Below are 19,697 nucleotides of genomic sequence, written 5' to 3' on the forward strand. Positions count from 1 at the left end.
GCCCGCGGGCCGACGCCTTGGCAACACTGCAGGCAGCCGCATCGTGATGCGGTCCGAACCAAGCGTGTGGTCTTGGTCGCAATTCCGGAGCTGGTGAAGATATGAAAGTACTGGTGCCCGTCAAACGGGTCGTCGACTACAACGTGAAAGTGCGCGTGAAGAGCGACGGCACGGGCGTCGACATCGCCAACGTCAAGATGAGCATGAACCCCTTCGACGAGATCGCCGTCGAAGAGGCGGTGCGGCTGAAGGAGAAGGGCATCGTGACCGAAGTCATCGCCGTCTCCTGCGGCGATGCGAAGTGCCAGGAAACCCTGCGCACCGCGATGGCCATCGGCGCCGACCGCGGCATCCTGGTCGAGACCACCGAAGAGCTGCAGCCGCTGGCCGTGGCCAAGCTGCTCAAGGCGCTGGTCGACAAGGAGCAGCCCCAGCTGATCATCCTGGGCAAGCAGGCCATCGACGACGACGCCAACCAGACCGGCCAGATGCTGGCCGCGCTGGCCGACCTGCCGCAAGCCACCTTCGCCTCGAAGGTCGAAGTGGCCGGCGACAAGGCCACCGTCTCGCGCGAAGTCGACGGCGGCATGGAGACGCTGACGCTCACGCTGCCGGCCGTGATCACGACCGACCTGCGCCTGAACGAGCCGCGCTACGTGACGCTGCCCAACATCATGAAGGCGAAGAAGAAGCAGCTCGACGTCTTCAAGCCCGAGGACCTGGGCGTGGACGTCAAGCCGCGCCTGAAGACCCTCAAGGTCAGCGAGCCGCCCAAGCGCGGTGCGGGCATCAAGGTGCCCGACGTCGCGACCCTGGTGGACAAACTGAAGAACGAAGCGAAGGTGATCTGAACATGAGCGCACTAGTCATTGCCGAACACGACCACGCCACGGTCAAGCCCGCCACCCTGAACACCGTGACCGCTGCACTGGCCTGCGGCGGTGAAGTCCATGTGCTGGTCGCTGGCGCGAACGCTGCCGAAGCCGGCAAGGCCGCCGCGCAGATCGCGGGCGTCACCAAGGTCATCGTGGCGGACAGCCCGAGCCTGGCCGAGAACCTGGCGGAGAACGTGGCCGCGCAAGTGTTGGCCATCGCCGGCAACTACAGCCACATCCTGTTCCCCTCGACCGCCAACGGCAAGAACGTCGCCCCGCGCGTGGCCGCCAAGCTGGACGTGGCGCAGATCAGCGACATCACGGCCGTGGTCAACGCCGACACCTTCGAGCGCCCGATCTACGCGGGCAACGCGATCGCGACCGTGCAGAGCACGGATGCGACCAAGGTCATCACCGTGCGCACGACCGGCTTCGATGCTGCCGCTGCAACGGGTGGCAGCGCAGCCGTCGAAACCGCCGAAGGCGTGGCCGACAGCGGCAAGTCGAGCTTCGTGAGCCGCGAGGTCACCAAGAGCGAGCGTCCGGAACTGACGGCCGCGAAGATCATCGTGTCGGGTGGCCGCGCGCTGGGCAGCGCCGAGAAGTTCAACGAAGTGATGGCACCGCTGGCGGACAAGCTCAACGCGGGCCTGGGTGCCAGCCGCGCAGCCGTCGACGCGGGCTATGCCCCGAACGACTGGCAAGTGGGCCAGACCGGCAAGATCGTGGCGCCGCAGCTGTACATCGCGGCGGGCATCTCGGGCGCGATCCAGCATCTGGCGGGCATGAAGGACTCCAAGGTGATCGTGGCGATCAACAAGGACGAAGAGGCGCCGATCTTCTCGGTGGCCGACTACGGCCTGGTGGCGGATCTGTTCACCGCCGTTCCGGCGCTGACCACGGCGCTTTGATCCAAGCCTCGAAAGAGGAGGCGCTGCGACGTTGACGAGGCCCTGGTGCAGGGCCACCATGGCAGATCGTCGCCAAGCAGCCCGAACGCGGGCGGGGCGGTGCTGCAATGGCCGGCCATCGCCGGCCCAAGGAAACGCCATGGCCGAAAGCGACAAGGTGTTTGCGGGCTCGATCCCGAAGCTCTACGACACGCTGATGGTGCCGCTGATCTTTGAAGCCTATGCGGCCGACATGGCGGTGCTGGCCGCGGCCGGCTTACCCGAGGCGGTGCTGGAAACGGCGGCCGGCAGCGGCGTCGTCACGCGGGCGCTGGCGCCCAGGCTCGGCGCCGGTGTGCGCTACGTGGTGACCGACCTCAGCCAGGCCATGCTCGACCACGCCGCCGGCCGGCAGCCGCCGGATGCCCGCATCGAATGGCAGCAGGCGGATGCGCTGGCCTTGCCCTTCGAAGACGCGTCCTTCGACGTGGTGCTCTGCCAGTTCGGCGCGATGTTCTTCCCCGACCGGGTCGCCGGCTACGCCGAGGCGCGTCGCGTGCTCAGGCCGGGTGGGCGCTTCGTCTTCAATGTCTGGGACCGCATCGAGGAGAACGCCTTTGCCGACGAGGTCACGCACGCCGTAGCCGACCTGTTTGCTCATGACCCGCCGCGATTCCTGGCCCGCACGCCGCACGGTTATCACGACACCGCATTGATCTGCACGGAACTGGGCCGTGCCGGCTTCACCGACATCGGGATCGAGACGCGCGAGAAGGTGAGCCATGCGCCGTCGGCGCGCCACGTCGCCACCGCCTATTGCCAGGGTACGCCGCTGCGCAACGAGATCGAGGCGCGCGACGCCAGCCTGCTGGCGCTCGCCACGGACCGTGCGGCCCAGGCCGTTGCCGACCGGCACGGCGAAGGGCCAGTGAGCGGAAAAATTCAGGCGCATGTGGTGGTGGCGGCGGGATGACTGTGGACGCCTGGCAGGGGCGGTTGCAGGAATGTCGCGCGAGTCCCACCGGCGTGCTTCGAGCGTGGTCGCATCGACCGGCCCGGGTGCGATCCCCCAAAGAAAAAGGCGCCGGACCGCAAGGTCCAGGCGCCTTTGGCATGACCGTCTGCGCTCAGCCGCGCGTGGCCGCCAGCGTGCGGCCGACTTCTTCCTGCACGGTTTCCCAGATCGAACGCTTCAGTGAAATGAAGCCCTCGGACAGCTGGATCTCCGCGGTGCGCGGATGCGGCAACTCGTTGCGCAGGTCCTGCACCACGCGACCGGGCTGCGAGCCCATGATGACCATGCGCGTCGACAGCATCAGGGCCTCGTCGATCGAATGGGTGATGAAGACGATGGTCTTGCCGCTCTGTTCGTAGATCGACAGCAGCTGGTCCTGCAGCACCTGGCGCGTCATCGCATCGAGCGCGGCGAAGGGCTCGTCGAAGAGCATCACGTCGGGGTCATTGGCCAGCACGCGCGCGATCGAGACGCGCTGCTTCATGCCGCCCGACAGCGCCTGCGGGTACTTGTTCTCGCTGCCCTTGAGGCCGACCATCTCGATGAAGCGGCGTGCGATCTCGGCCCGTTCGCCCTTGGGCATCTTCTTCATCTTCAAGCCGAACTCGACGTTCTGCTGCACCGTCTGCCAGGGGAACAGCGCGTACTGCTGGAACACCATGCCGCAGGCCGAGGTCACGTCGTCGATCCGCTTGCCGTTGACCGACACGCTGCCCTGCGTCGGCTTCTCGAAGCCGGCCACGAGGTTGAGCAGCGTCGACTTGCCGCAGCCCGAGGCGCCCAGCAGCACCAGGAACTCGCCCTTCTTCACCTCGAGGTCGAGGTTGGACAACACGTGGTTGTCGCCGAAGCTCTTGGAGACGCCGCGAATACTGATCATGCTCGTTGTCATTTTTGCCAATCCAGAAGCCAGCGCTCGAGGGCGCGCACCACCAGGTCGGTGGCCAGAACGGTGAAGCTGATGAGCACCATGCCCAGCACCACCGTGTCGGTCTGGAAGAACTCCTTGCCATTCATGATCATGAAGCCCAGGCCTTCCTTGGCGGCCACCAGCTCGGCCGAGATCACGCAGGTCCACGACAGGCCCAGGATGATCTTCATGCCCGAGATGATCTGCGGCAGGCAGCCCGGCAGCAGCACCTCGCGCATCACCTGCCAGCGCTGCGCGCCCAGGTTGCGCGCGGCGCGGATCAGCAGCGGGTCGATGCTGCGCGTGGCTTCCATCACGTAGAGCAGCGCCGGCACGAAGGAGCCCATGAAGACGATGCTGTACTTCTGCGTCTCGTTGATGCCGAACCACAGCAGCGACAGCGGGATCCAGCTCATCGAGGGCAGGGGACGCAGGAAGGAGATCACCGGGTCGAAGATGGCGCGCGCGATGCGCGAAGTGCCGAGCCAGATGCCCAGCGGGATCGCGACCGCGGCGGCCGCGAGGAAGCCCACCATCACGCGACGCGTCGAGGCCAGCACGTGTCCCACCAGCGTGCCCTGGCCCCACATGGTCGAGGCGCGGGCCCAGACCTGCGAGGGCGGTGGCAGGAAGATCGGGTCGACCGCGCCGGAGCGGCAGATCAGTTCCCATGCGGCCAGGAAGCCCAGCAGCGACAGCACGCTGAGCCAGGCCAGGGAGCCCGCACTCTTGCGGGGTTTCACGACTTCAGCCATCTCAGAGGTAGCTCGCGTCCAGCCAGTTGCGGACCACGGGCGCCTTGTCGATCTGCTTGAGCGACACCAGCATCTCGGCCAGCTTCTGCATGCCGGTCACGAAGCTGCCCGGCGCGACCAGCAGGCTGCGCTGCTGCTCGGCGTTGTACCAGCCGGTCTGCTTGATGGTGTTGACCTGCTCCTCGAGCGTGAGACCCGTGATCTCGATCAGCACCTTGGCCGCTTCTTCCGGCGCGTTGGTCAGCATCGCGTTGGCCTCGAAGATGCCCTGCAGGAAGGCCTTGATCGCGGCCGGATCTTCCTTGGTCAGCTTGGTGGTGGCCAGCAGCACGTCCGGGCCGGGCGTGATGCTGTATTCCTTGTAGAGCGAGAAGGAGGTGTCGTCGGCCAGCACGCGCGTGTTGGGCAGCGCCTTGATGCGGTCGAAGGACGGTGTCCAGGCCGCGGCCGCATCGATCTGGTTGCCCTGGTAGGCCGACAGCAGGTTGGGGGCGGGCAGGTTGATCAGCGAGACGTCGCTGTCGGGGTTCATGCCGGCCTGCTTGAGCAGGTCCAGCACCAGCACATGCGTGCTCGAGGCGAAGGTCACGCCGATCTTCTTGCCCTTGAGCTGCGCGATGCTCGACACGTTGGAACGCACCAGCAGGCCTTCGGCGCGGCCGAAGTTGTTCGGCGTCGCAATGACCTTGAACTGGCTCGCGCCGGCCGCCATGAGCGCGAGCGACGAGACCACGCCCGTGCCGGCCAGGTCGATGCTGCCCGCCATCACCGCGCCCATGCGGTCGGACGAAGTGGGGAAGCTCTGCCATTTGATCTCGAGGCCCTTCTTGCTGAAGATGCCGGTCTTGATCGCGATGTAGGCCGAGTAGTGGCCCAACCATGCGGAACCACCGTAGGTGTAGGGCCGGTTGGCGGCCCGGCCGATCAACGGAAATCCGCCAATGACCGGGACGATGGCTGCGGCGGAACTACGAATGAGGGCGCGTCGATTCATTGGCATGGAAGTGCAACACCTTGGAGTCAGGGTTAAATTCCATGATCTTATGAGCCGCTTTTTTTGCGCCGACAGCATAAGCAAAGTTGATGCTGTCCTTCAGGCTCAGGCCCCGTGCAGCGCGGGGAAAGGCCTCGGCGCCAGAGAACGATGCGCCATCGGCCCGGATGCCCTATGCAGGTGCGGCAACGCACGCATCCGGGCGTTCCGGGGTGTGCGGGATGCAGCCGGCAAGTGTCGTGATTCATGCATGCACGATCAATGCCTGCAAACCCTCGATGGGGCGTGCGTCAATGCTGGCGGTCGGGAGGGCCGTGACGATCGGGCCATTGGCTGGCATGCTCGGCGACATGACATTGAACACGCATCCCAGGTCCCTGCGCACCTTGCTCGCCATCGGTGCCATCGGCTGCCTGTCGGGCTGCGACCTCGGCCTTTTCGAGTCGAAGTCGTCGGACCCCTTGCTCAGCAAGGAGGCCATCGCCACCCGCGCGGCGCCCCAGCAGTTGATCTTCGAGGGCCGGCTCGGGGGCGAATCGATGTTCCTGCTGGTGCACGACTGCGAGGTGTACCGCGTCGAGCGTCGCGAGGGCGGCGGCGTGCAGTGGACCAGTGTCCTGGCGCCCGACTTCTACCCCTTCTGGACCGTCTGCGAGCGGCAGTCGCTCGCGATCAAGCCGGATCTCCTGACGGTCACGCTGGGCCGTCGCGCGGTGGGTGCCGGCGGGTGCTGTGCCAGCGGCGGCACCTACAGCTCGGTCGATGGGCGGAACTGGAAGAAGCGCTGAGGCGCGATGCGCCTCACTGGCGGACGGCCTCGAATTCGATGATCAGCTGCACCTCGTCGCCGACCCAGCCGTTGCCCACCCCGTAGTTCATGCCGTAGGCACTGCGCAGGAAGCTGCCGCGCGCCGACACGCCCATCACATAGGAGGACTTGGCGATCGGCGAGGGGCCGCTCTTGTTCCAGGTGGCCTGCAGCGTGAGCGGCTGCGAGCGGCCCAGCAGCTCGAGCGCGCCGGCGATGGCGAAGTGGCGCTCGGCGCTGCGCGTGGCATTGGCGGCGGTGAACACCATGCGCGGAAACTCGGCCGCGTTGAGGAAGTCCGCGCTCTTGAGGTGCTGGTCTCGCTTGACGTGGTTGCTGAACACGCTGCGGGTGTCGACCTCGATGCGGATGTCCTTGAGCTCCCCGCTGGCTTCGTCGAAGCGATAGCTGCCGCGCGCGGCGCGGAACATGCCCAGCACCCTGGCATAGCCGATGTGTTCGACCAGGAAGCCGACGCTGAGGTGCTCGGGATCGATCTCGTAGCGCGCGGGCTCCGCCAACGCCGTGTCCGGGCCCAGCGCGATCCAGCCGAGCAGCCCGGCGCCGAAGGCGCGGCGGGTGGGTGAGGTCCTGTCGTGGTTCATGTGCCGACCTCCATGGCGTGGGCTCGATGGCGCACGAGCCAGTGCACGTCGACCGCGAAGGACCCGATCAGCGCGAGCAGGCCCGCGCCGGCGACGAGGCTGGCCCAGGAGGCCTCGACGACCGGGCCCAGGCAGACGATCAAGGTGGCGATCTGCGCCACGCACACGGCCTTGCGCCGCAGGCTGGGCGGCAGCGGGTGCGCGAGCCACGGCCAGCGCCAGGCGGCGGCCACGAAGGCATAGCGCATGGCGCCGGAGGCCAGGATCCAGGCGCCGGCCTTGCCCTGCTGCAGCACCAGCGCGCAGAGCACGAGGATCAGCAGCGCGTCGGTCTCCATGTCGAAGCGGGCGCCGAAGGCACTGGCCTCGTGGCGGCGTCGTGCCACAGGCCCGTCCACCGCGTCGAGCAACGCCGCCACCGTGGCCAGCGCCACCAGCGCCCAGCCGAAGGCGGCCGTGTCGGCGGACGATTCACCGAGGGTCGCGGCCAGCAGCGCGATCAACGCCAGCCGCCCGAGGGTGATGCCGTTGGCCGCGCCGAAGCGCGCATGCGGCGCATGGGTGGCCAGGCCCGCCCACATGAGCAGCGCCCCGATACCGAAGACCGCCATCGCCTTGGGCACGAGCCACAGGCTCATGCCGTGCAGCGGCGCAGCGAACGCGACCACGGCCAACCCGGCCGCCAGCAGCAGGGCCACGCACGTCACCGCACGGGCGGCATCGCGGCGCAAGGTCGCGAGAGCCGGTGCGGCCATGGGGGGATGGGAGCCTGGGGTCGAAAGCATGGTCTTAAGATCCTTCTGCGCCGGAGGGCCCACCACACGGAGGGCCGCGGCGGTGGACACGAAAGAGCATGCCAGCAATTCGGACGCCTGTGGTCAGCGATGCGTTTCAAGCCCTCTGGACCGAGGCACCGGGCCGGGCCGCGCTGCGCGCTGGCACGCTCGGCGCGCTGGCCGAAGACCATGTGCGCGTGCGGGCCCTGCACAGCGCCGTGAGCCGCGGCACCGAGCTGCTGGTGTTCCGAGGCGAGGTCCCGCCCAGCGAGTTCGCGCGCATGCGCGCTCCCTTCCAGCAGGGCGAGTTCCCCGGGCCGGTGAAGTACGGCTACGCCAGCGTCGGCATCGTCGAGGCCGGTCCGCCCGCGCTCCAGGGCCGCGCGGTGTTCTGCCTGCATCCGCACCAGTCGCGCTACGACGTGCCTGCGACGGCCGTCCATCCCTTGCCCGAAGGCCTGCCGGCCGCGCGCGCCGTGCTGGCGGCGAACATGGAGACGGCCGTCAACGCCTTGTGGGATGCGGCCCCGCGCCTGGGCGACCGCGTGGCGGTGGTGGGCGGCGGCGTGGTCGGGCTGCTGGTGGCCTGGCTCGCTTCGCGCATCCCGGGCTCCGCGGTGCAACTGGTCGACGTGCGCGCCGAACGCGCTGCGGTGGCGGCCCGGCTGGGGCTGGACTTCGCGCTACCGGACGCGGCGGCGCGCGAGGCCGACCTGGTGGTGCACGCCAGCGGCCAGCCGGCCGGACTGGCGAGCGCGCTGGGCCTCGCGGGCTTCGAGGCCACGGTGCTCGAGCTCAGCTGGTATGGCCAGCGCGCCGTGACCCTGCCGCTGGGCGAGGCCTTCCATGCGCAGCGCCTGACGCTGCGCAGCTCCCAGGTCGGCCAGGTGGCCACGGCCCAGCGCGCGCGTTGGAGCCATGGCCGCCGCATGGATCTGGCGCTGTCGCTGCTGGCGCAGCCGGCGGCCGCCGTGCTGGACGCGCTCGTCACCGACAGTGCACTGCTGCAGGAACTGCCGGCCGTGCTGGCGCGCCTGGCGGCCGGTGCGCCCGACACGCTGTGCCAGCGCATCGACTATTCCTGAACCTGTTTTTCCGAAGGCACTTCACCATGTACAGCGTCAACGTCCGCGACCATTTCATGATTGCCCACAGCTTTCGCGGCGAGGCCTTCGGCCCCGCGCAACGGCTGCACGGCGCCACCTACGTGGTCGATGCGACCTTCCACCGCCGCGCGCTCGATGCCGACGGCATGGTCGTCGACATCGCGCGCGCCACCACCGTGCTGCGCGAGGTGCTGGGCGAGCTCAACCTGCGCAACCTCGACGACGACGGCGCCTTCGCCGGCCAGAACACCACCACCGAGTTCCTGGCGCGCGTGATCTTCGAGCGCATCGCCGACCGCATCGTGACCGGCGAGCTGGGCCCGCATGCCGGCGGCATCGAGCACCTGGGCGTGCGCCTCAACGAGTCGCACGTGGCCTGGGCCGCGTACGAGGCGGCGCTGCCGCGCGCGGCGTCGGGCGGCTGAGCAAGCGAGCGATGCGTCCGGCCTGCACCTTCCTCGTTCCCGGTGACTGGGAGAGCCGTACCGGCGGCTACCTCTACGACCGCCAGATCGTCGACCAGCTGCGCACCGCGGGCCGGGAGGTGGCCGTGGTCTCGCCGGGCGACGGCTTCCCCTGGCCCGACGCCGCGGCGCGCCGCCATGCGCAGCAGGTGGTGGAGGCCCTGCCGGATGGCGCGCTGGTGGTCGCCGACGGCCTGGGCTTCGGCGTGCTGCCCGAACTGGTCGCGATGCACGCGGCCAGGCTGCGCTGGGTCGCGCTGGTGCATCACCCGCTGGCGCTCGAGTCCGGCCTCTCCGAGCCGCAGAAGGCGCAGCTGTTCGACAGCGAGCGCCGCGCACTCGCGAGCGCACGGCAGGTGATCGTGACCAGCGCGTCGACGGCGCGCGCCTTGGCGCCCTATGGCGTGGCGCCAGCGCGCATCGACGTGGTGGAGCCCGGCACCGATCCGGCCTCGTCGGCCCCGGGCGGCGGTGCGGGGCCGGAGGCACTGTCGCTGCTGTGCGTCGCGACCGTCACGCCACGCAAAGGGCATGTGCTGCTGCTCGAGGCCCTGGCCGGCCTGCGCGACCGGCGCTGGCATCTGCATTGCGCCGGCAGCCAGACGCGTGATGCGGACGAGGGGCGAAGGGCCGTGGCGGCGGCCGATCGGCTCGGGCTGGCCGAGCGCGTGACCTGGCATGGCGAGGTCGATGCAGGCCCGCTCGCTGCGCTCTATGCCCAGGCCGATCTGTTCGTGCTGCCGTCGTGGCACGAGGGCTATGGCATGGCGCTGGCCGAGGCGCTGGCGCGCGGCCTGCCGGTCGTCAGCACGGCCGCCGGCGCGATCGTGGACACCGTGCCTGCCGACGCCGGCATCCTGGTGCCGCCGGGCGACGTGGAAGCCTTGCGCGAGGCGCTGCGACGCGTGATGGACGCGCCGTCCGCGCGCCGTGCGCTGGCCGCGGGCGCGCGGGCCGCTGCCATACGGCTGCCGCGCTGGGCCGATGCCGGCCAGCGCTTCGCGGCCGCGCTGCAGGCGATCGGGCCCATGCGGCCATGAGCGGTTTCGACGCCGGCTGGCTGGCGCTGCGCGAGCCCTTCGACCTGGCGGGGCGCGCGGCGTCGGCGCCCTTGCTGGGCTGGCCCGCGCTGGCCGCGCGGCTGCACAGTGGCCGTGAGGCCGACGCCGCGCTGCAGGTGGTGGACCTGGGCTGCGGCACCGGTGCCAGCCTGCGCGCGCTCGCGCCCCGGCTGGGCGGGCGCCAGCATTGGCGGCTGCTGGACCATGACCCGGCGCTGCTGGCCGCGCTGCCGGAGGCGCTGTCGGCGTGGGCGGTGGCGCGGGGCTGTCGTGTGGCCATGGGAGACGACGGCATGGCGATCGACGGACCGGGCCTGCAGCTCACGCTCGCGTGGCAGTGCGCGGATCTGGCCGACCTGGCCGGTGTCGCGGCGATCGACGGCGCACAGCTCGTCACGGCCTCTGCGCTGCTGGACCTGGTGTCGGCCGCATGGCTCGATGCGCTGGTCGCGCGCTGCCGTGCGGCCGGCGCGGCCGTGTGCTGGGCGCTCAGCGTGGACGACCGGCTGCAGTGGCAACCCGTCGACGGCGCGGACGCGCTCGTGCATGCGCATTTCCGTGCCCACCAGCGGCGCGACAAGGGCTTCGGTCCGGCATTGGGCGGTGCCGCCGTCGCCAACGCCGCCGAGCGACTGCAGCGCGCGGGCTACCAGGTCGCCGTCGCACCCAGCGACTGGCAGGTCGACGGCGCGCGTTCGCGGGACGACCTGGCCATGTTGCGCGAGATGGTCGACGGCATGGCCGCCGCCGCGATCGAGCAGGCGCCCGAGGCTGCAGCGGCGGTGCAGGCCTGGCGCCAGGGTCGCCATGCGCAGCGCGCGTCGATGCGACTGCGGGTCGGCCACAGCGACCTGCTGGCCTGGCTGTAGCGTTCAGCGTGCCGCGGCGCGCAGGTCCAGGTCCCAGAGCAGGTCGCCGCCCAGCGCGAAGGTCCGGGCGGCCGGGCGCAGCGCCTCGCACATCGCGTTCGAGCGGCGCACCTGCAGGCCCGGATGCCCGGCGCCGATCATCACGGGCGCGACGATCAGGTGCAGCCGGTCGAGGCAGTCCTGGCGCACGAACTGCGACAGCGTCACGCCGCCGCCTTCGACGAACAGCAGGCCCAGCCCGCGCGCGTGCAAGGCGGCCACCACGTCCGCCAGCGGCATCTGGCCGTCCAGCGCGGCGCTGCGCGGCACGGTGACGACCTGCTGCGTGCCCAGCCGGGCCTCGGCGCGGGCCTGATGTTCGGGCGCGCACACCAGCAGCGTGGGCGCCTGCCCGTCGTTGAACACGCGCGCGTCGGCCGGCACGCGCAGGCCGGGGTCGATCACCACCCGCGTGGGGTGCGGCCCCTCGACGCGGCGGGTCGTGAGCTGCGGGTTGTCCAGACAGGCCGTGCCGGCCCCCACGATCACCGCATCGCACAGCGCGCGCAGGCGGTGCACGTGCACCAGGCCCTCGGGGCCGTTGACGAAGCAGGAGTCGCCGTTGTGCGTGGCGATGCAGCCGTCCAGGCTCTGGCCGAGCTGGCCGATGACCCAGGCGGCCTTGTCTTCCCGGCGGTCGAGCAACGGCTTGAGCAGCGCGAACAGCGCCTGCGCTGGTGCGTCCCAGTCACCCTCCAGCGCGTAACCCTGGTCGGCGGACCAGGCGAGCGGCGACGGCCCGTCGAGCGCTGCTTCACCCCGGCGTCGGCGGTGAGCGATGGCCAGGCACAGCGGCCACAGCGAGGCGATGTCGCCGGGTGCAGCCAATGGAACGGAAGGGGCGGGCAGGGCGCTCAGAAGACGGACTCCTGTGATGGTCTTGCCGCCCCGGGCCGCCTGTGGCGGCACCCACGGATGCGGTCGGTCGCAGGCATGCTAGCAGCGGCTACCAGCGCGGCGTGTAGTACGGATACCCATCCCCTTCGCCCGGCGGCACGGCGTCGGGCATGGCGCCCGTGCCCGTCAGCAGCACGACCGCGATCGCCGCCGCCGCGCAGACGGCCGCGCCGGCGGCACGCCACAGGGGCCGCGCCCAGGGCGGCTGCGCGGCGCGCGGCCAGCGCGCCAGCAGCGGCCCGGCCGCGAAGCCGAGTGCGAGCAGCCCCAGCGCGGCCGCCTGGGCCTGCGTGAGCCGGGCGGTGGCATGGGCCAGGGCCAGCCAGCCCAGCGCCGCCGCGATGCGGCCCGCCGGCCCGAAGGCGATCCGCGCGCGGGGCCACAGCCACAGCGCCGTCGCGGCGACCGCCACGGCCGCGCCCAACGCCAGTTCGAACAGCAGCAGCGACGCGGACAGCATCGCCACGCCCGCCAGCCCCAGCCCGGCCACGGCCAGCAGCGCCGGCGCATCGGCGGTGTCGGCAGGCGGCTGCAGCGCGGCGCCGAGCACCGCGGTGCCCACCGCCCAGGCCACCACGCCCGCGAGCGGCGTGGCGACGCCCAGCACGAACAGCATCAGCGCCCAGGCCGCGGCGGCGGCCAGCCATTGGGTCCGGAGGCCCGCGCGCACGGCCTCCAGCGTGACGCCCAGCAGGGCCGCGCCCAGCACGGCACCCGGCAGCTTGCCGATCAGGCTGCCCGGATTCGACGGCCAGCCGACCACCCAGGCGCAAGCCACGACCAGCGCGATGGCGGTGCCCGCGGCGGCCCAGCGTGCGCCGGCCGCCTGGCGCAGCAGGCCGCACAGCACGAGCGCCAGCAGCGCAGGCGCCAGCACGCTGCGGACGAGAGGGTGGTGCAGGAGGTCCATGGGGCAGGGCGGGATGCTGTCGCATTCCAGCATGCCGGGGGGCTGCGGTAAAGGTGCGCGGCCGATCGATGCCGGGGCATCGGCCGCTTCAAGGGCGCCGCGCGCTCTGCGCGCCTGCAGCGGCTCACTCCTTGATGTTGGCGGTCTGCACGATCTTCTGGTTGCGCGCGTACTCGGCCTTGACGAAGGCGCCGAGTTCCGCGGCCGAGCCGCCGCCGGGCAGCGCGCCCTGTTCCTGCAGCTTGGCGCGCACCTCGGGGTCCTTGAGCACCGCGTTGAGCTCCTGGTTGATGCGCGCGACGATCGCCGGCGGCGTGGTGGCCGGCGCGAAGATGCCGGTCCAGCTGACCATCGAATAGCCCTTCAGGCCCGGCATCTCGTCGAAGGTCGGCACGTTGGGCAGCGCGTCGAGCCGCTGGCTGCCGGTGACGCCCAGCGCCTTCAGCCGGTTGCCGTTGACGTGCGGGATGGCGCTGGTGCTCACCAGCATGGCCAGGTCGACCTGGTTGCCGATCACATCGGTGGCGATCTGCGCCCCGCCGCGGTAGGGCACATGGGTCACGAAGAGGCCGCCGGTCTGCTTGAGCAGTTCCATCGCGAGCTGCAGCACCGTGCCCACGCCCGAGGTCGCGTAGCTGTACTTGCCCGGCGCGGCCTTGGCCAGCTTGACGAAGTCGGCATAGCTCTGCACCGGCAGGCCCGGCCGGGCGACCAGCACCATGGGCGCGGTGTTGAGCATGGCCACCGGCGCCAGGTCCTTCAGCGGATCGAACTTGAAGGCCGCGGGGTTGATCAGCTTGCCGATGGCGATCGCGCTGTCGGGCCCGGCGACCAGCGTGTAGCCGTCGGGCGCGGCGTTCACCGCCTTGGCCACGCCGATCGCGCCGCCGGCGCCGGTCACGTTCTCGATCACCACCGACTGCCTGAGCCGCTCGCCCAGTTTGGTGGCGACAAGGCGGGCGTTGAAGTCCACGCTGCCGCCCGCCGAATAGGGAACGATCAGCGTGATCGGCTTGCCGCCCGGCCAGGCGGGTGCCTGCGCGAACGCGTGGCCGCCGAGCGCTGCCAGGGCCATCGACGCGAGGAGGAGGGGCTTGATCGTGGGCATGTTCAGTTTCCGGAGGTGGGGGTGTCTTGCGGCAGCCGCGCGCGCAACGCGTCGAACTCGGCGCTCCACTGCGTGCGCCAGGCGCGTCGCGTCGTGTCGTCGATCCAGGCGCCATCGAGGCCGTTGTGCATGAAGCCGTGCAGGTCGTCCAGGCCGAAGCCGAAGTCGCGGACCATCATGGCCCAGGCCTGCGTGGGCGTGACCTTGTGCAGCGTCGGGTCGTCGGTGTTCGGATGGATGCGCAGGCCCAGGCCGGGCATGCGCCGGATCGGATGGTCGAGCGCCCAGCGCTCGGGCGGCAGCGTGCGCAGGTAGTAGGAGTTGGTCGGCACCACGGTGAACAGCACGCCGCGCTCCGCGCATTCGCGGGCGAAGGCCGGCTGGTCGACCACCGTGTAGCCGTGGTCGATGCGGTCCACCTGGAGCAGGTCCAGCGCGGTGCGCACATTCGTCCAGGGCATGCCGAACTCGCCCGCGTGGGCGGTGGTCCGCAGGCCGGCGCGGCGGGCATTGCGGTAAGCGTGCACGAAGAGCTCGGGCGGCCGGTCGTTCTCGCGGTAGTCGATGCCGATGCCGATCACTTCCTCGCAGCGGTGCGCCGTGACCCAGTCCACCATCTCGACCGCCGCTTCGGGGCTGGCCTCGCGGTCGATCGCCGCGATCAGGCGCCCGACGATGCCGAACTGCCGCTGCGCATCGTGGATCGCGCGCACGATGGCCTGCTGGGCGGCGACGTAGCCGATGCCCGAGGCATGCACGGTGCCGGTGGGGTTCCAGCAGAACTCGCTGTAGCGCACGTGGTGGGCGGCCGCGTCCTCGAGGTACTCGAGCGTGATCCGGTACAGGTCGTCCGCGCTTCGGATCAATTGGGCATCGAGCGCGCGCAGCACGCGCAGCACGCCGACGGGTTTCTCGCCCCGTGTGTAGAAGCCTTCGACCTCTTCCTCGGCCAGCGGCATGCCGGCCTGACGGTTGAGTGCCGCGAAGGTGTCGTGCCGCACCGTGCCGAACAGATGGCAGTGCAGCTCGACCTTCGGGATCGCGTGCAGGAAGGATTCGAGTGCAGGCGTCAGGGAGTGCGTGGGGGGCATGCGGCGCAGTCTAGGGAAGAAGCAGGGATAAGAAAAATTTCAAATATCTATAATTTGATTCAGGTAATGAATAACCAGCCATGAGCTCCTCGTCCCTGCGCGCACTGACATTGCGTCAGCTCCAGTTCTTCTCGGTGCTGGTCCAGGAGGGCCAGTTCGGGCGCGCGGCGCGCCGGCTTTCGATCACCCAGCCCGCTCTGAGCAATGCGATCAAGCAGATGGAGAAGCTGCTCGGCGCCGAGCTGCTGACCCGTTCCACGCACCGGCTGGAACTCACGCCGGTCGGGGCCGAGGTGCTGGCGCGCACCGACTTCCTGGTCAACACGCTGGAGGTGGTGCTGCACGACATCGAGAGCACGCTGCAGCGCGGCCGGGCCTATGTGCGCGTGGGCGTCATCCCCTCGGCGAGCGCCAGGGTCGCCGCGGCCGTGGCGGATTTCGTGCGCAGCGCGCCGCAGGCGGTCGAGTTCGCCTGGCGCGACGCGCCATCGACCACGCTCGTGGCCGAGGTGCGCGACGGCCAGCTCGACATGGCCGTGGTCGCCATCACCGAGCCGCCGGGCGGCCTGGCCTGCGTCGATCTCTTCCGAGACCCGCTGGTGCTGGTGGTGCGGCACGACCATCCGCTCGCGCAGGCGGGCGAGGTGAACTGGGAGGCCATCGGCAGCGAGCGGCTGGTGCTGTTCGAGAGCGGCAGCATGCCGGCGCTGGGCGACCCGGCGCGCGCGCAGTTCGCGCAGGGCGCGGAGCCCTACCGCGTCAGCTATTCCGAGACGCTCTACGCGCTGGTGCGCGGCGGGCTCGCGCTGGGCCTGATGCCGCAGCTCTACACCTCGTCGCTGCGCGACCCCGAGCTGGTGGTGCTGTCGCTCGCGAAGCCGCGCATCGAGCGGCGCGTGGTGCTGGTCTACCTTCCCGGGCCCACGCGCAACGTGATGGCGCAGGCGCTGATCGCGTGCCTCGAACAGCGCCTTCCGATGCCGGGCAAGGCGCCGATGCGCCGGGTCTCGCGCGCACGCCGCTAGCCGGGAGCCAAGGGGGCCGTCCGCCCGGCTACAGTGGCGTCCCTTCGTCAAGACAACAAGAGATAAACATGGAACAGCAGGCAGGGACGACCACCGCCGGGCAAGACACGCCAACCGAGAACGGGGGGCTGCATCGCGTGCTGAAGGCGCGGCATCTGTCGATGATCGCGGTGGGCGGGTCGATCGGCACCGGGCTTTTCGTCGCGTCGGGCGCGACCATCTCGCAGGCCGGCCCGGGCGGCGCGCTGCTGGCCTATGCGGTGGTCGGCCTGATGGTCTATTTCCTCATGACCAGCCTGGGCGAACTGGCCGCCTACATGCCGGTGTCGGGCTCGTTCGCGACCTACGGCGCGCGCTATGTCGACGAGGGCTTCGGCTTCGCGATCGGCTGGAACTACTGGTACAACTGGGCGGTGACCATCGCGGTCGACCTGGTGGCCGCGCAGCTCGTGATGGCCTACTGGTTCCCCGACGTGCCGGGCGTGCTGTGGAGCGCGCTCTTCCTGGCGCTGATGTTCGGGCTCAACGCGATCTCGGTGCGCGGCTTCGCCGAGGCCGAGTACTGGTTCGCGGCGATCAAGGTCCTGACCGTGATCGTCTTCATCGGCCTGGGCACGCTGATGATCTTCGGCATCCTGCGCGGCGGCTCGCCCCAGGGCTTCATGGGCAACCTCGCCAACTGGGGCGTGGGCGACGCGCCGTTCGTAGGCGGCTTCGCGGCCCTGATCGGCGTGGCGATGATCGTCGGCTTCTCCTTCCAGGGCACCGAGCTCATCGGCATCGCGGCCGGCGAATCGGAAGACCCGGCGCGCAACATCCCGCGCGCGGTGCGGCAGGTGTTCTGGCGCATCCTGTTGTTCTACGTGCTGGCCATCGGCGTGATCAGCCTGCTGATTCCGTACACCGATCCGCAGCTGCTCAAGAACGAGGTGGGCGACATCAGCCTGAGCCCGTTCACGCTGGTGTTCGAGCGCGCCGGCCTGCTGTCGGCGGCGGCGCTGATGAACGCGGTGGTGCTGACCTCGGTGCTGTCGGCGGGCAACTCGGGCATGTATGCGTCGACGCGCATGCTCTACACGCTGGCCGTCGAAGGCAAGGCACCGCGCATCTTCGCGCGCGTCACGGCCAACGGCGTGCCGCGCATGGCGCTGTGGGCGACAGCCGTGGTGGCGGGCCTGTGCTTCTTCAGCTTCATCTTCAGCCCGCAGAAGGTCTACATCTGGCTGCTCAACGCCTCGGGCATGACAGGCTTCATCGCCTGGCTCGGCATCGCGCTGAGCCATTACCGTTTCCGCAAGGGCTATGCGGCGCAGGGCCGCGACCTGAGCGCACTGCCGTACCGCGCGGGCCTGTTCCCCCTCGGGCCGGTGTTCGCCTTCCTGCTGTGCCTCCTGATCACGCTGGGTCAGAACTACCAGGCCTTCCTGGCCGACCGCATCGACTGGGCCGGCGTGGTCGCGACCTACATCGGCCTGCCGCTGTTCCTCGCGATCTGGCTCGGCTACCGGCTGGTGCGCGGCGGCGGCATCGTGCGCTACCAGGACATGAAGTTTCCGGCGCCGAAGTTCTGATGCGCATCCACATCACCGGTGCATCGGGTTCGGGCACGTCCACGCTGGGCCGGGCACTGGCCGCCGAAGTCGACGCGGTGTTCCTCGAGGCGGACGATTTCTTCTGGCTGCCGACCGATCCCCCGTTCCAGACCCAGCGGCCAGTCGACGAGCGGCGCGCCTCGTTGCTCGCTGCCATGCGCGGCGCCGAAAGGGTGGTGGTGTCCGGCTCGGTCAACGCCTGGGGCGCGGAGATCGAGGACGCCTTCGACCTCGTGGTCTTCCTCTACGTCGACACGGCGCTGCGGCTCGAGCGCCTGTGCGCACGCGAAATCCTGTTGTTCGGCAAGGCGAATCCGGCCTTCCTCGAATGGGCGGCGCAGTACGACGATGGGCCGCCCGAGGGCCGCAGCCTGGCGCGGCAGAACGCGTGGCTGGCGGCGCGTCGCTGCCCGGTGCTGCGCCTGGAGGGCGATCTCTCCACGCCGCAGCGGCTGGCGCGCATCCGGCAGTGGCTGGACGACGCTTCGGGGTCGTTCGCTTAGCCCGGCCGCTGCACGTTCGTTTTCCTTCCGCCACGAGCGCGCTCGACGCTAGCGCCGGCTATCGCTCGCGAAGCGCGTGGACGCGTCGACCGATGGCCAGGGCGCGGTGCTTGCCAGGACGCGGAGAAGCCGACGGGCGGTCGACATTCAGGTCGACGACGGCTCGCCCGCCCTCTGCGCGATCTCCTGCAGAGCACGCGGCAGGTCCGCGATGCTGTCGATCACCACATGCGCACCCATCGCAGCGTGTCCGAGGGCCCTGCCAGCGCCGCTCTGCACGAAGCCACAGCGACGACGCTTTTGCGGCCCCGGCCGCCCGCCTCGTCAGGCGCGCGGCCCACGCCAACGCGCAATGCCGAAGCCCGACGCGCCGGCCGCGCACAGGAATGCCAGCACGGCCAGCCACGTCGAGTGCGTGAGCGCATAGACACCCAAGCCGGCGCCGGCGGCCACGATGGCCGCCATCCATTCCAGTGCGGGATCGAACCAGCGCCTGGGCTGCGCCGTTTGCATGGCGCGCTCGGGATCGTATTTTTCGGTCTGCCGGGGCGTCGACGTCTGTCGGACCCGCCTTTGCCGCGGATCGGGAAAGAGTTCTCGCAGTGCCGGGGTGGGCCATGTGCCATCGGGTGACGAACTGATGCCCGCCAAGGTCCAGACCGGGTCGCAATCGTGCCGCGCGAGGTCTCGGAGGAGGCCAGGAAGTGCCTCGCCGTGTTGCAGGTCGTCGAGCTCGGCCAGGCTGCTGCGCAGCCATGGTTCGGCCTCGGCCGCGTCGGGCAGGCCCTGGGTGCGCAGCAGGATGTGATCCGGGAAGCGCTGCGCCATCAGGGCCTCGAAGGCTTCATAGACCGGGCGATAGCGTTCTCCGATCGCCCCGAGCAGCGGCTCTCGCCGTGTCGCCAGGCGCGCCAGGCCCGTGGCACGGTCGGTGACCAGGTAAGGGTAGGCGGCCTCGGCGCCGAAATCGTCGAGGCACTCCAGGCGATCGACGGCCGAGTCCTCGTCGTCGACGTCGTACGCGTCGATGAAGCGTGCGTGCCGGACATCGTCGGCACTGAACAGCGCGCGCCAGAACAGCGGGAAGAAGGCATTGGCTTCCAGCTCGGCGCCATCGCCGAAGAAGCGCCGCCATTCGTTGCGGCTGCCCTCGGGCATGCGGGGCAGGGTGGTGCTGGACAGATAGACGGGATGGGACATGCGCGGCGCTCCATGGGGGATGGGCAAGCCGCATCTTAGGGGGGGCGGGCGGTCCGGCGACTCGGCCTGGCCGCTCCTGGCCGCGCCACCGCGACGCGCAGAAGGATGTCGCGGACCTGGTGATTCCCGAACTGCAGCGGCGTGGCCTGTTTCGGACGGAGTACACGGGCCGCACGCTTCGCGAGCACCTGGGCTGGCACGGCC

Annotated in this window: 21 protein-coding genes; 11 read left to right on the forward strand and 10 right to left on the reverse strand. The window is 70.1% G+C overall.

What is annotated here, in order from left to right; translation table 11 throughout:
* The first annotated feature begins 101 nt into the window (after positions 1 to 101).
* The 3 genes from ACSFBC_RS12195 (at position 102) to ACSFBC_RS12205 (ending at position 2,738) form a co-directional block, all read left to right on the forward strand.
* Positions 102 to 851: an electron transfer flavoprotein subunit beta/FixA family protein gene (locus tag ACSFBC_RS12195; protein WP_435510581.1), complete on the forward strand. Its 750-nt coding sequence runs from the start codon at positions 102 to 104 to the stop codon at positions 849 to 851.
* A gap of 2 nt (positions 852 to 853) precedes the next feature.
* Complete coding sequence (locus tag ACSFBC_RS12200) at positions 854 to 1,786, forward strand: electron transfer flavoprotein subunit alpha/FixB family protein (protein WP_435510582.1); 933 nt, start codon at positions 854 to 856, stop codon at positions 1,784 to 1,786.
* 139 nt (positions 1,787 to 1,925) lie between these two features.
* A complete protein-coding gene (locus tag ACSFBC_RS12205; protein ID WP_435510583.1) occupies positions 1,926 to 2,738 on the forward strand; it encodes a class I SAM-dependent methyltransferase in 813 nt (270 codons plus the stop codon).
* A 154-nt stretch (positions 2,739 to 2,892) separates the two neighbouring features.
* Here ACSFBC_RS12205 and ACSFBC_RS12210 read toward each other — a convergent pair whose 3' ends face one another.
* From ACSFBC_RS12210 to ACSFBC_RS12220, 3 genes are read right to left on the reverse strand one after another with little or no spacing between them, the layout of a single operon-like run.
* Complete coding sequence (locus tag ACSFBC_RS12210; RefSeq protein ID WP_435510584.1) at positions 2,893 to 3,660, reverse strand: ABC transporter ATP-binding protein; 768 nt, start codon at positions 3,658 to 3,660, stop codon at positions 2,893 to 2,895.
* A gap of 8 nt (positions 3,661 to 3,668) precedes the next feature.
* Entirely contained in the window at positions 3,669 to 4,445 is a 777-nt protein-coding gene (locus tag ACSFBC_RS12215; RefSeq protein ID WP_435510585.1) for an ABC transporter permease, read from the reverse strand.
* Between the two features lies 1 nt (position 4,446).
* Positions 4,447 to 5,445 (reverse strand): ABC transporter substrate-binding protein, encoded by a 999-nt coding sequence (locus tag ACSFBC_RS12220; protein ID WP_435510586.1) that lies wholly within the window; start codon positions 5,443 to 5,445, stop codon positions 4,447 to 4,449.
* Positions 5,446 to 5,789: 344 nt separating this feature from the next.
* Between ACSFBC_RS12220 and ACSFBC_RS12225 the strand changes: the two genes are divergently transcribed.
* Positions 5,790 to 6,227, forward strand: a complete 438-nt coding sequence (locus tag ACSFBC_RS12225) for a hypothetical protein (protein ID WP_435510587.1) — start codon at positions 5,790 to 5,792, stop codon at positions 6,225 to 6,227.
* Between the two features lie 13 nt (positions 6,228 to 6,240).
* Here the strand turns inward: ACSFBC_RS12225 and ACSFBC_RS12230 are convergent, their stop codons facing one another.
* Together ACSFBC_RS12230 and ACSFBC_RS12235 are read right to left on the reverse strand one after the other, a co-directional pair.
* Positions 6,241 to 6,852 (reverse strand): YceI family protein, encoded by a 612-nt coding sequence (locus tag ACSFBC_RS12230; RefSeq protein ID WP_435510588.1) that lies wholly within the window; start codon positions 6,850 to 6,852, stop codon positions 6,241 to 6,243.
* Complete coding sequence (locus ACSFBC_RS12235) at positions 6,849 to 7,607, reverse strand: CDP-alcohol phosphatidyltransferase family protein (protein ID WP_435510589.1); 759 nt, start codon at positions 7,605 to 7,607, stop codon at positions 6,849 to 6,851. Before ACSFBC_RS12235 ends, ACSFBC_RS12230 begins: the two co-directional genes overlap by 4 nt.
* 98 nt (positions 7,608 to 7,705) lie before the next feature.
* Between ACSFBC_RS12235 and ACSFBC_RS12240 the strand changes: the two genes are divergently transcribed.
* From ACSFBC_RS12240 to ACSFBC_RS12255, 4 genes are read left to right on the forward strand one after another with little or no spacing between them, the layout of a single operon-like run.
* Positions 7,706 to 8,713, forward strand: coding sequence for a zinc-dependent alcohol dehydrogenase (locus ACSFBC_RS12240; RefSeq protein ID WP_435510590.1), 1,008 nt, complete (start codon positions 7,706 to 7,708; stop codon positions 8,711 to 8,713).
* A 26-nt stretch (positions 8,714 to 8,739) separates the two neighbouring features.
* Positions 8,740 to 9,159, forward strand: a complete 420-nt coding sequence (locus ACSFBC_RS12245) for a 6-pyruvoyl trahydropterin synthase family protein (protein WP_435510591.1) — start codon at positions 8,740 to 8,742, stop codon at positions 9,157 to 9,159.
* 11 nt (positions 9,160 to 9,170) lie between these two features.
* A complete protein-coding gene (locus ACSFBC_RS12250) occupies positions 9,171 to 10,238 on the forward strand; it encodes a glycosyltransferase family 4 protein (protein ID WP_435510592.1) in 1,068 nt (355 codons plus the stop codon).
* Positions 10,235 to 11,128, forward strand: coding sequence for a hypothetical protein (locus tag ACSFBC_RS12255; RefSeq protein ID WP_435510593.1), 894 nt, complete (start codon positions 10,235 to 10,237; stop codon positions 11,126 to 11,128). Before ACSFBC_RS12250 ends, ACSFBC_RS12255 begins: the two co-directional genes overlap by 4 nt.
* Before the next feature lie 3 nt (positions 11,129 to 11,131).
* Here the strand turns inward: ACSFBC_RS12255 and ACSFBC_RS12260 are convergent, their stop codons facing one another.
* From ACSFBC_RS12260 to ACSFBC_RS12275, 4 genes are all read right to left on the reverse strand, one after another.
* Positions 11,132 to 11,995 carry a RibD family protein gene (locus ACSFBC_RS12260; protein ID WP_435510594.1) on the reverse strand — a complete coding sequence of 288 codons (864 nt, stop codon included), beginning with the start codon at positions 11,993 to 11,995 and terminating at the stop codon, positions 11,132 to 11,134.
* A 118-nt stretch (positions 11,996 to 12,113) separates the two neighbouring features.
* Positions 12,114 to 12,974: a hypothetical protein gene (locus tag ACSFBC_RS12265; protein ID WP_435510595.1), complete on the reverse strand. Its 861-nt coding sequence runs from the start codon at positions 12,972 to 12,974 to the stop codon at positions 12,114 to 12,116.
* A gap of 124 nt (positions 12,975 to 13,098) precedes the next feature.
* Positions 13,099 to 14,082 (reverse strand): Bug family tripartite tricarboxylate transporter substrate binding protein, encoded by a 984-nt coding sequence (locus tag ACSFBC_RS12270; protein WP_435510596.1) that lies wholly within the window; start codon positions 14,080 to 14,082, stop codon positions 13,099 to 13,101.
* 2 nt (positions 14,083 to 14,084) lie between these two features.
* Complete coding sequence (locus ACSFBC_RS12275; RefSeq protein ID WP_435510597.1) at positions 14,085 to 15,173, reverse strand: adenosine deaminase family protein; 1,089 nt, start codon at positions 15,171 to 15,173, stop codon at positions 14,085 to 14,087.
* A gap of 80 nt (positions 15,174 to 15,253) precedes the next feature.
* On the opposite strand from ACSFBC_RS12275, the gene ACSFBC_RS12280 reads away from it, so the two are divergent.
* The 3 genes from ACSFBC_RS12280 (at position 15,254) to ACSFBC_RS12290 (ending at position 18,293) form a co-directional block, all read left to right on the forward strand.
* Positions 15,254 to 16,198: a LysR family transcriptional regulator gene (locus ACSFBC_RS12280; RefSeq protein ID WP_435510598.1), complete on the forward strand. Its 945-nt coding sequence runs from the start codon at positions 15,254 to 15,256 to the stop codon at positions 16,196 to 16,198.
* Positions 16,199 to 16,266: 68 nt separating this feature from the next.
* The gene (locus ACSFBC_RS12285; protein ID WP_435510599.1) at positions 16,267 to 17,769 is read left to right on the forward strand and encodes an amino acid permease; all 1,503 of its coding nucleotides are present in this window, start codon (positions 16,267 to 16,269) and stop codon (positions 17,767 to 17,769) included.
* On the forward strand, positions 17,769 to 18,293 hold the full coding sequence (locus tag ACSFBC_RS12290) for an AAA family ATPase (RefSeq protein ID WP_435510600.1): 525 nt from the start codon (positions 17,769 to 17,771) through the stop codon (positions 18,291 to 18,293). The genes ACSFBC_RS12285 and ACSFBC_RS12290 overlap by 1 nt, the downstream gene beginning before the upstream one ends.
* Positions 18,294 to 18,617: 324 nt before the next feature.
* On the opposite strand, the gene ACSFBC_RS12295 is transcribed toward ACSFBC_RS12290, so the two are convergent.
* Positions 18,618 to 19,493 (reverse strand): hypothetical protein, encoded by an 876-nt coding sequence (locus ACSFBC_RS12295; RefSeq protein ID WP_435510601.1) that lies wholly within the window; start codon positions 19,491 to 19,493, stop codon positions 18,618 to 18,620.
* Positions 19,494 to 19,697: the final 204 nt, after the last annotated feature.

The organism is Variovorax frigidus (assembly GCF_051216515.1).
Classification (GTDB): domain Bacteria; phylum Pseudomonadota; class Gammaproteobacteria; order Burkholderiales; family Burkholderiaceae_C; genus Variovorax.

Bases quoted from the DNA above. Each gene is read 5' to 3' on its own strand.
- ACSFBC_RS12195 (WP_435510581.1), top strand. From the start codon at position 102: ATGAAAGTACTGGTGCCCGTCAAACGGGTCGTCGACTACAACGTGAAA.
- ACSFBC_RS12200 (WP_435510582.1), top strand. From the start codon at position 854: ATGAGCGCACTAGTCATTGCCGAACACGACCACGCCACGGTCAAGCCC.
- ACSFBC_RS12205 (WP_435510583.1), top strand. From the start codon at position 1,926: ATGGCCGAAAGCGACAAGGTGTTTGCGGGCTCGATCCCGAAGCTCTAC.
- ACSFBC_RS12210 (WP_435510584.1), bottom strand. From the start codon at position 3,660: ATGATCAGTATTCGCGGCGTCTCCAAGAGCTTCGGCGACAACCACGTG.
- ACSFBC_RS12215 (WP_435510585.1), bottom strand. From the start codon at position 4,445: ATGGCTGAAGTCGTGAAACCCCGCAAGAGTGCGGGCTCCCTGGCCTGG.
- ACSFBC_RS12220 (WP_435510586.1), bottom strand. From the start codon at position 5,445: ATGCCAATGAATCGACGCGCCCTCATTCGTAGTTCCGCCGCAGCCATC.
- ACSFBC_RS12225 (WP_435510587.1), top strand. From the start codon at position 5,790: ATGACATTGAACACGCATCCCAGGTCCCTGCGCACCTTGCTCGCCATC.
- ACSFBC_RS12230 (WP_435510588.1), bottom strand. From the start codon at position 6,852: ATGAACCACGACAGGACCTCACCCACCCGCCGCGCCTTCGGCGCCGGG.
- ACSFBC_RS12235 (WP_435510589.1), bottom strand. From the start codon at position 7,607: ATGGCCGCACCGGCTCTCGCGACCTTGCGCCGCGATGCCGCCCGTGCG.
- ACSFBC_RS12240 (WP_435510590.1), top strand. From the start codon at position 7,706: ATGCCAGCAATTCGGACGCCTGTGGTCAGCGATGCGTTTCAAGCCCTC.
- ACSFBC_RS12245 (WP_435510591.1), top strand. From the start codon at position 8,740: ATGTACAGCGTCAACGTCCGCGACCATTTCATGATTGCCCACAGCTTT.
- ACSFBC_RS12250 (WP_435510592.1), top strand. From the start codon at position 9,171: ATGCGTCCGGCCTGCACCTTCCTCGTTCCCGGTGACTGGGAGAGCCGT.
- ACSFBC_RS12255 (WP_435510593.1), top strand. From the start codon at position 10,235: ATGAGCGGTTTCGACGCCGGCTGGCTGGCGCTGCGCGAGCCCTTCGAC.
- ACSFBC_RS12265 (WP_435510595.1), bottom strand. From the start codon at position 12,974: ATGGACCTCCTGCACCACCCTCTCGTCCGCAGCGTGCTGGCGCCTGCG.
- ACSFBC_RS12270 (WP_435510596.1), bottom strand. From the start codon at position 14,082: ATGCCCACGATCAAGCCCCTCCTCCTCGCGTCGATGGCCCTGGCAGCG.
- ACSFBC_RS12275 (WP_435510597.1), bottom strand. From the start codon at position 15,173: ATGCCCCCCACGCACTCCCTGACGCCTGCACTCGAATCCTTCCTGCAC.
- ACSFBC_RS12280 (WP_435510598.1), top strand. From the start codon at position 15,254: ATGAGCTCCTCGTCCCTGCGCGCACTGACATTGCGTCAGCTCCAGTTC.
- ACSFBC_RS12285 (WP_435510599.1), top strand. From the start codon at position 16,267: ATGGAACAGCAGGCAGGGACGACCACCGCCGGGCAAGACACGCCAACC.
- ACSFBC_RS12290 (WP_435510600.1), top strand. From the start codon at position 17,769: ATGCGCATCCACATCACCGGTGCATCGGGTTCGGGCACGTCCACGCTG.
- ACSFBC_RS12295 (WP_435510601.1), bottom strand. From the start codon at position 19,493: ATGTCCCATCCCGTCTATCTGTCCAGCACCACCCTGCCCCGCATGCCC.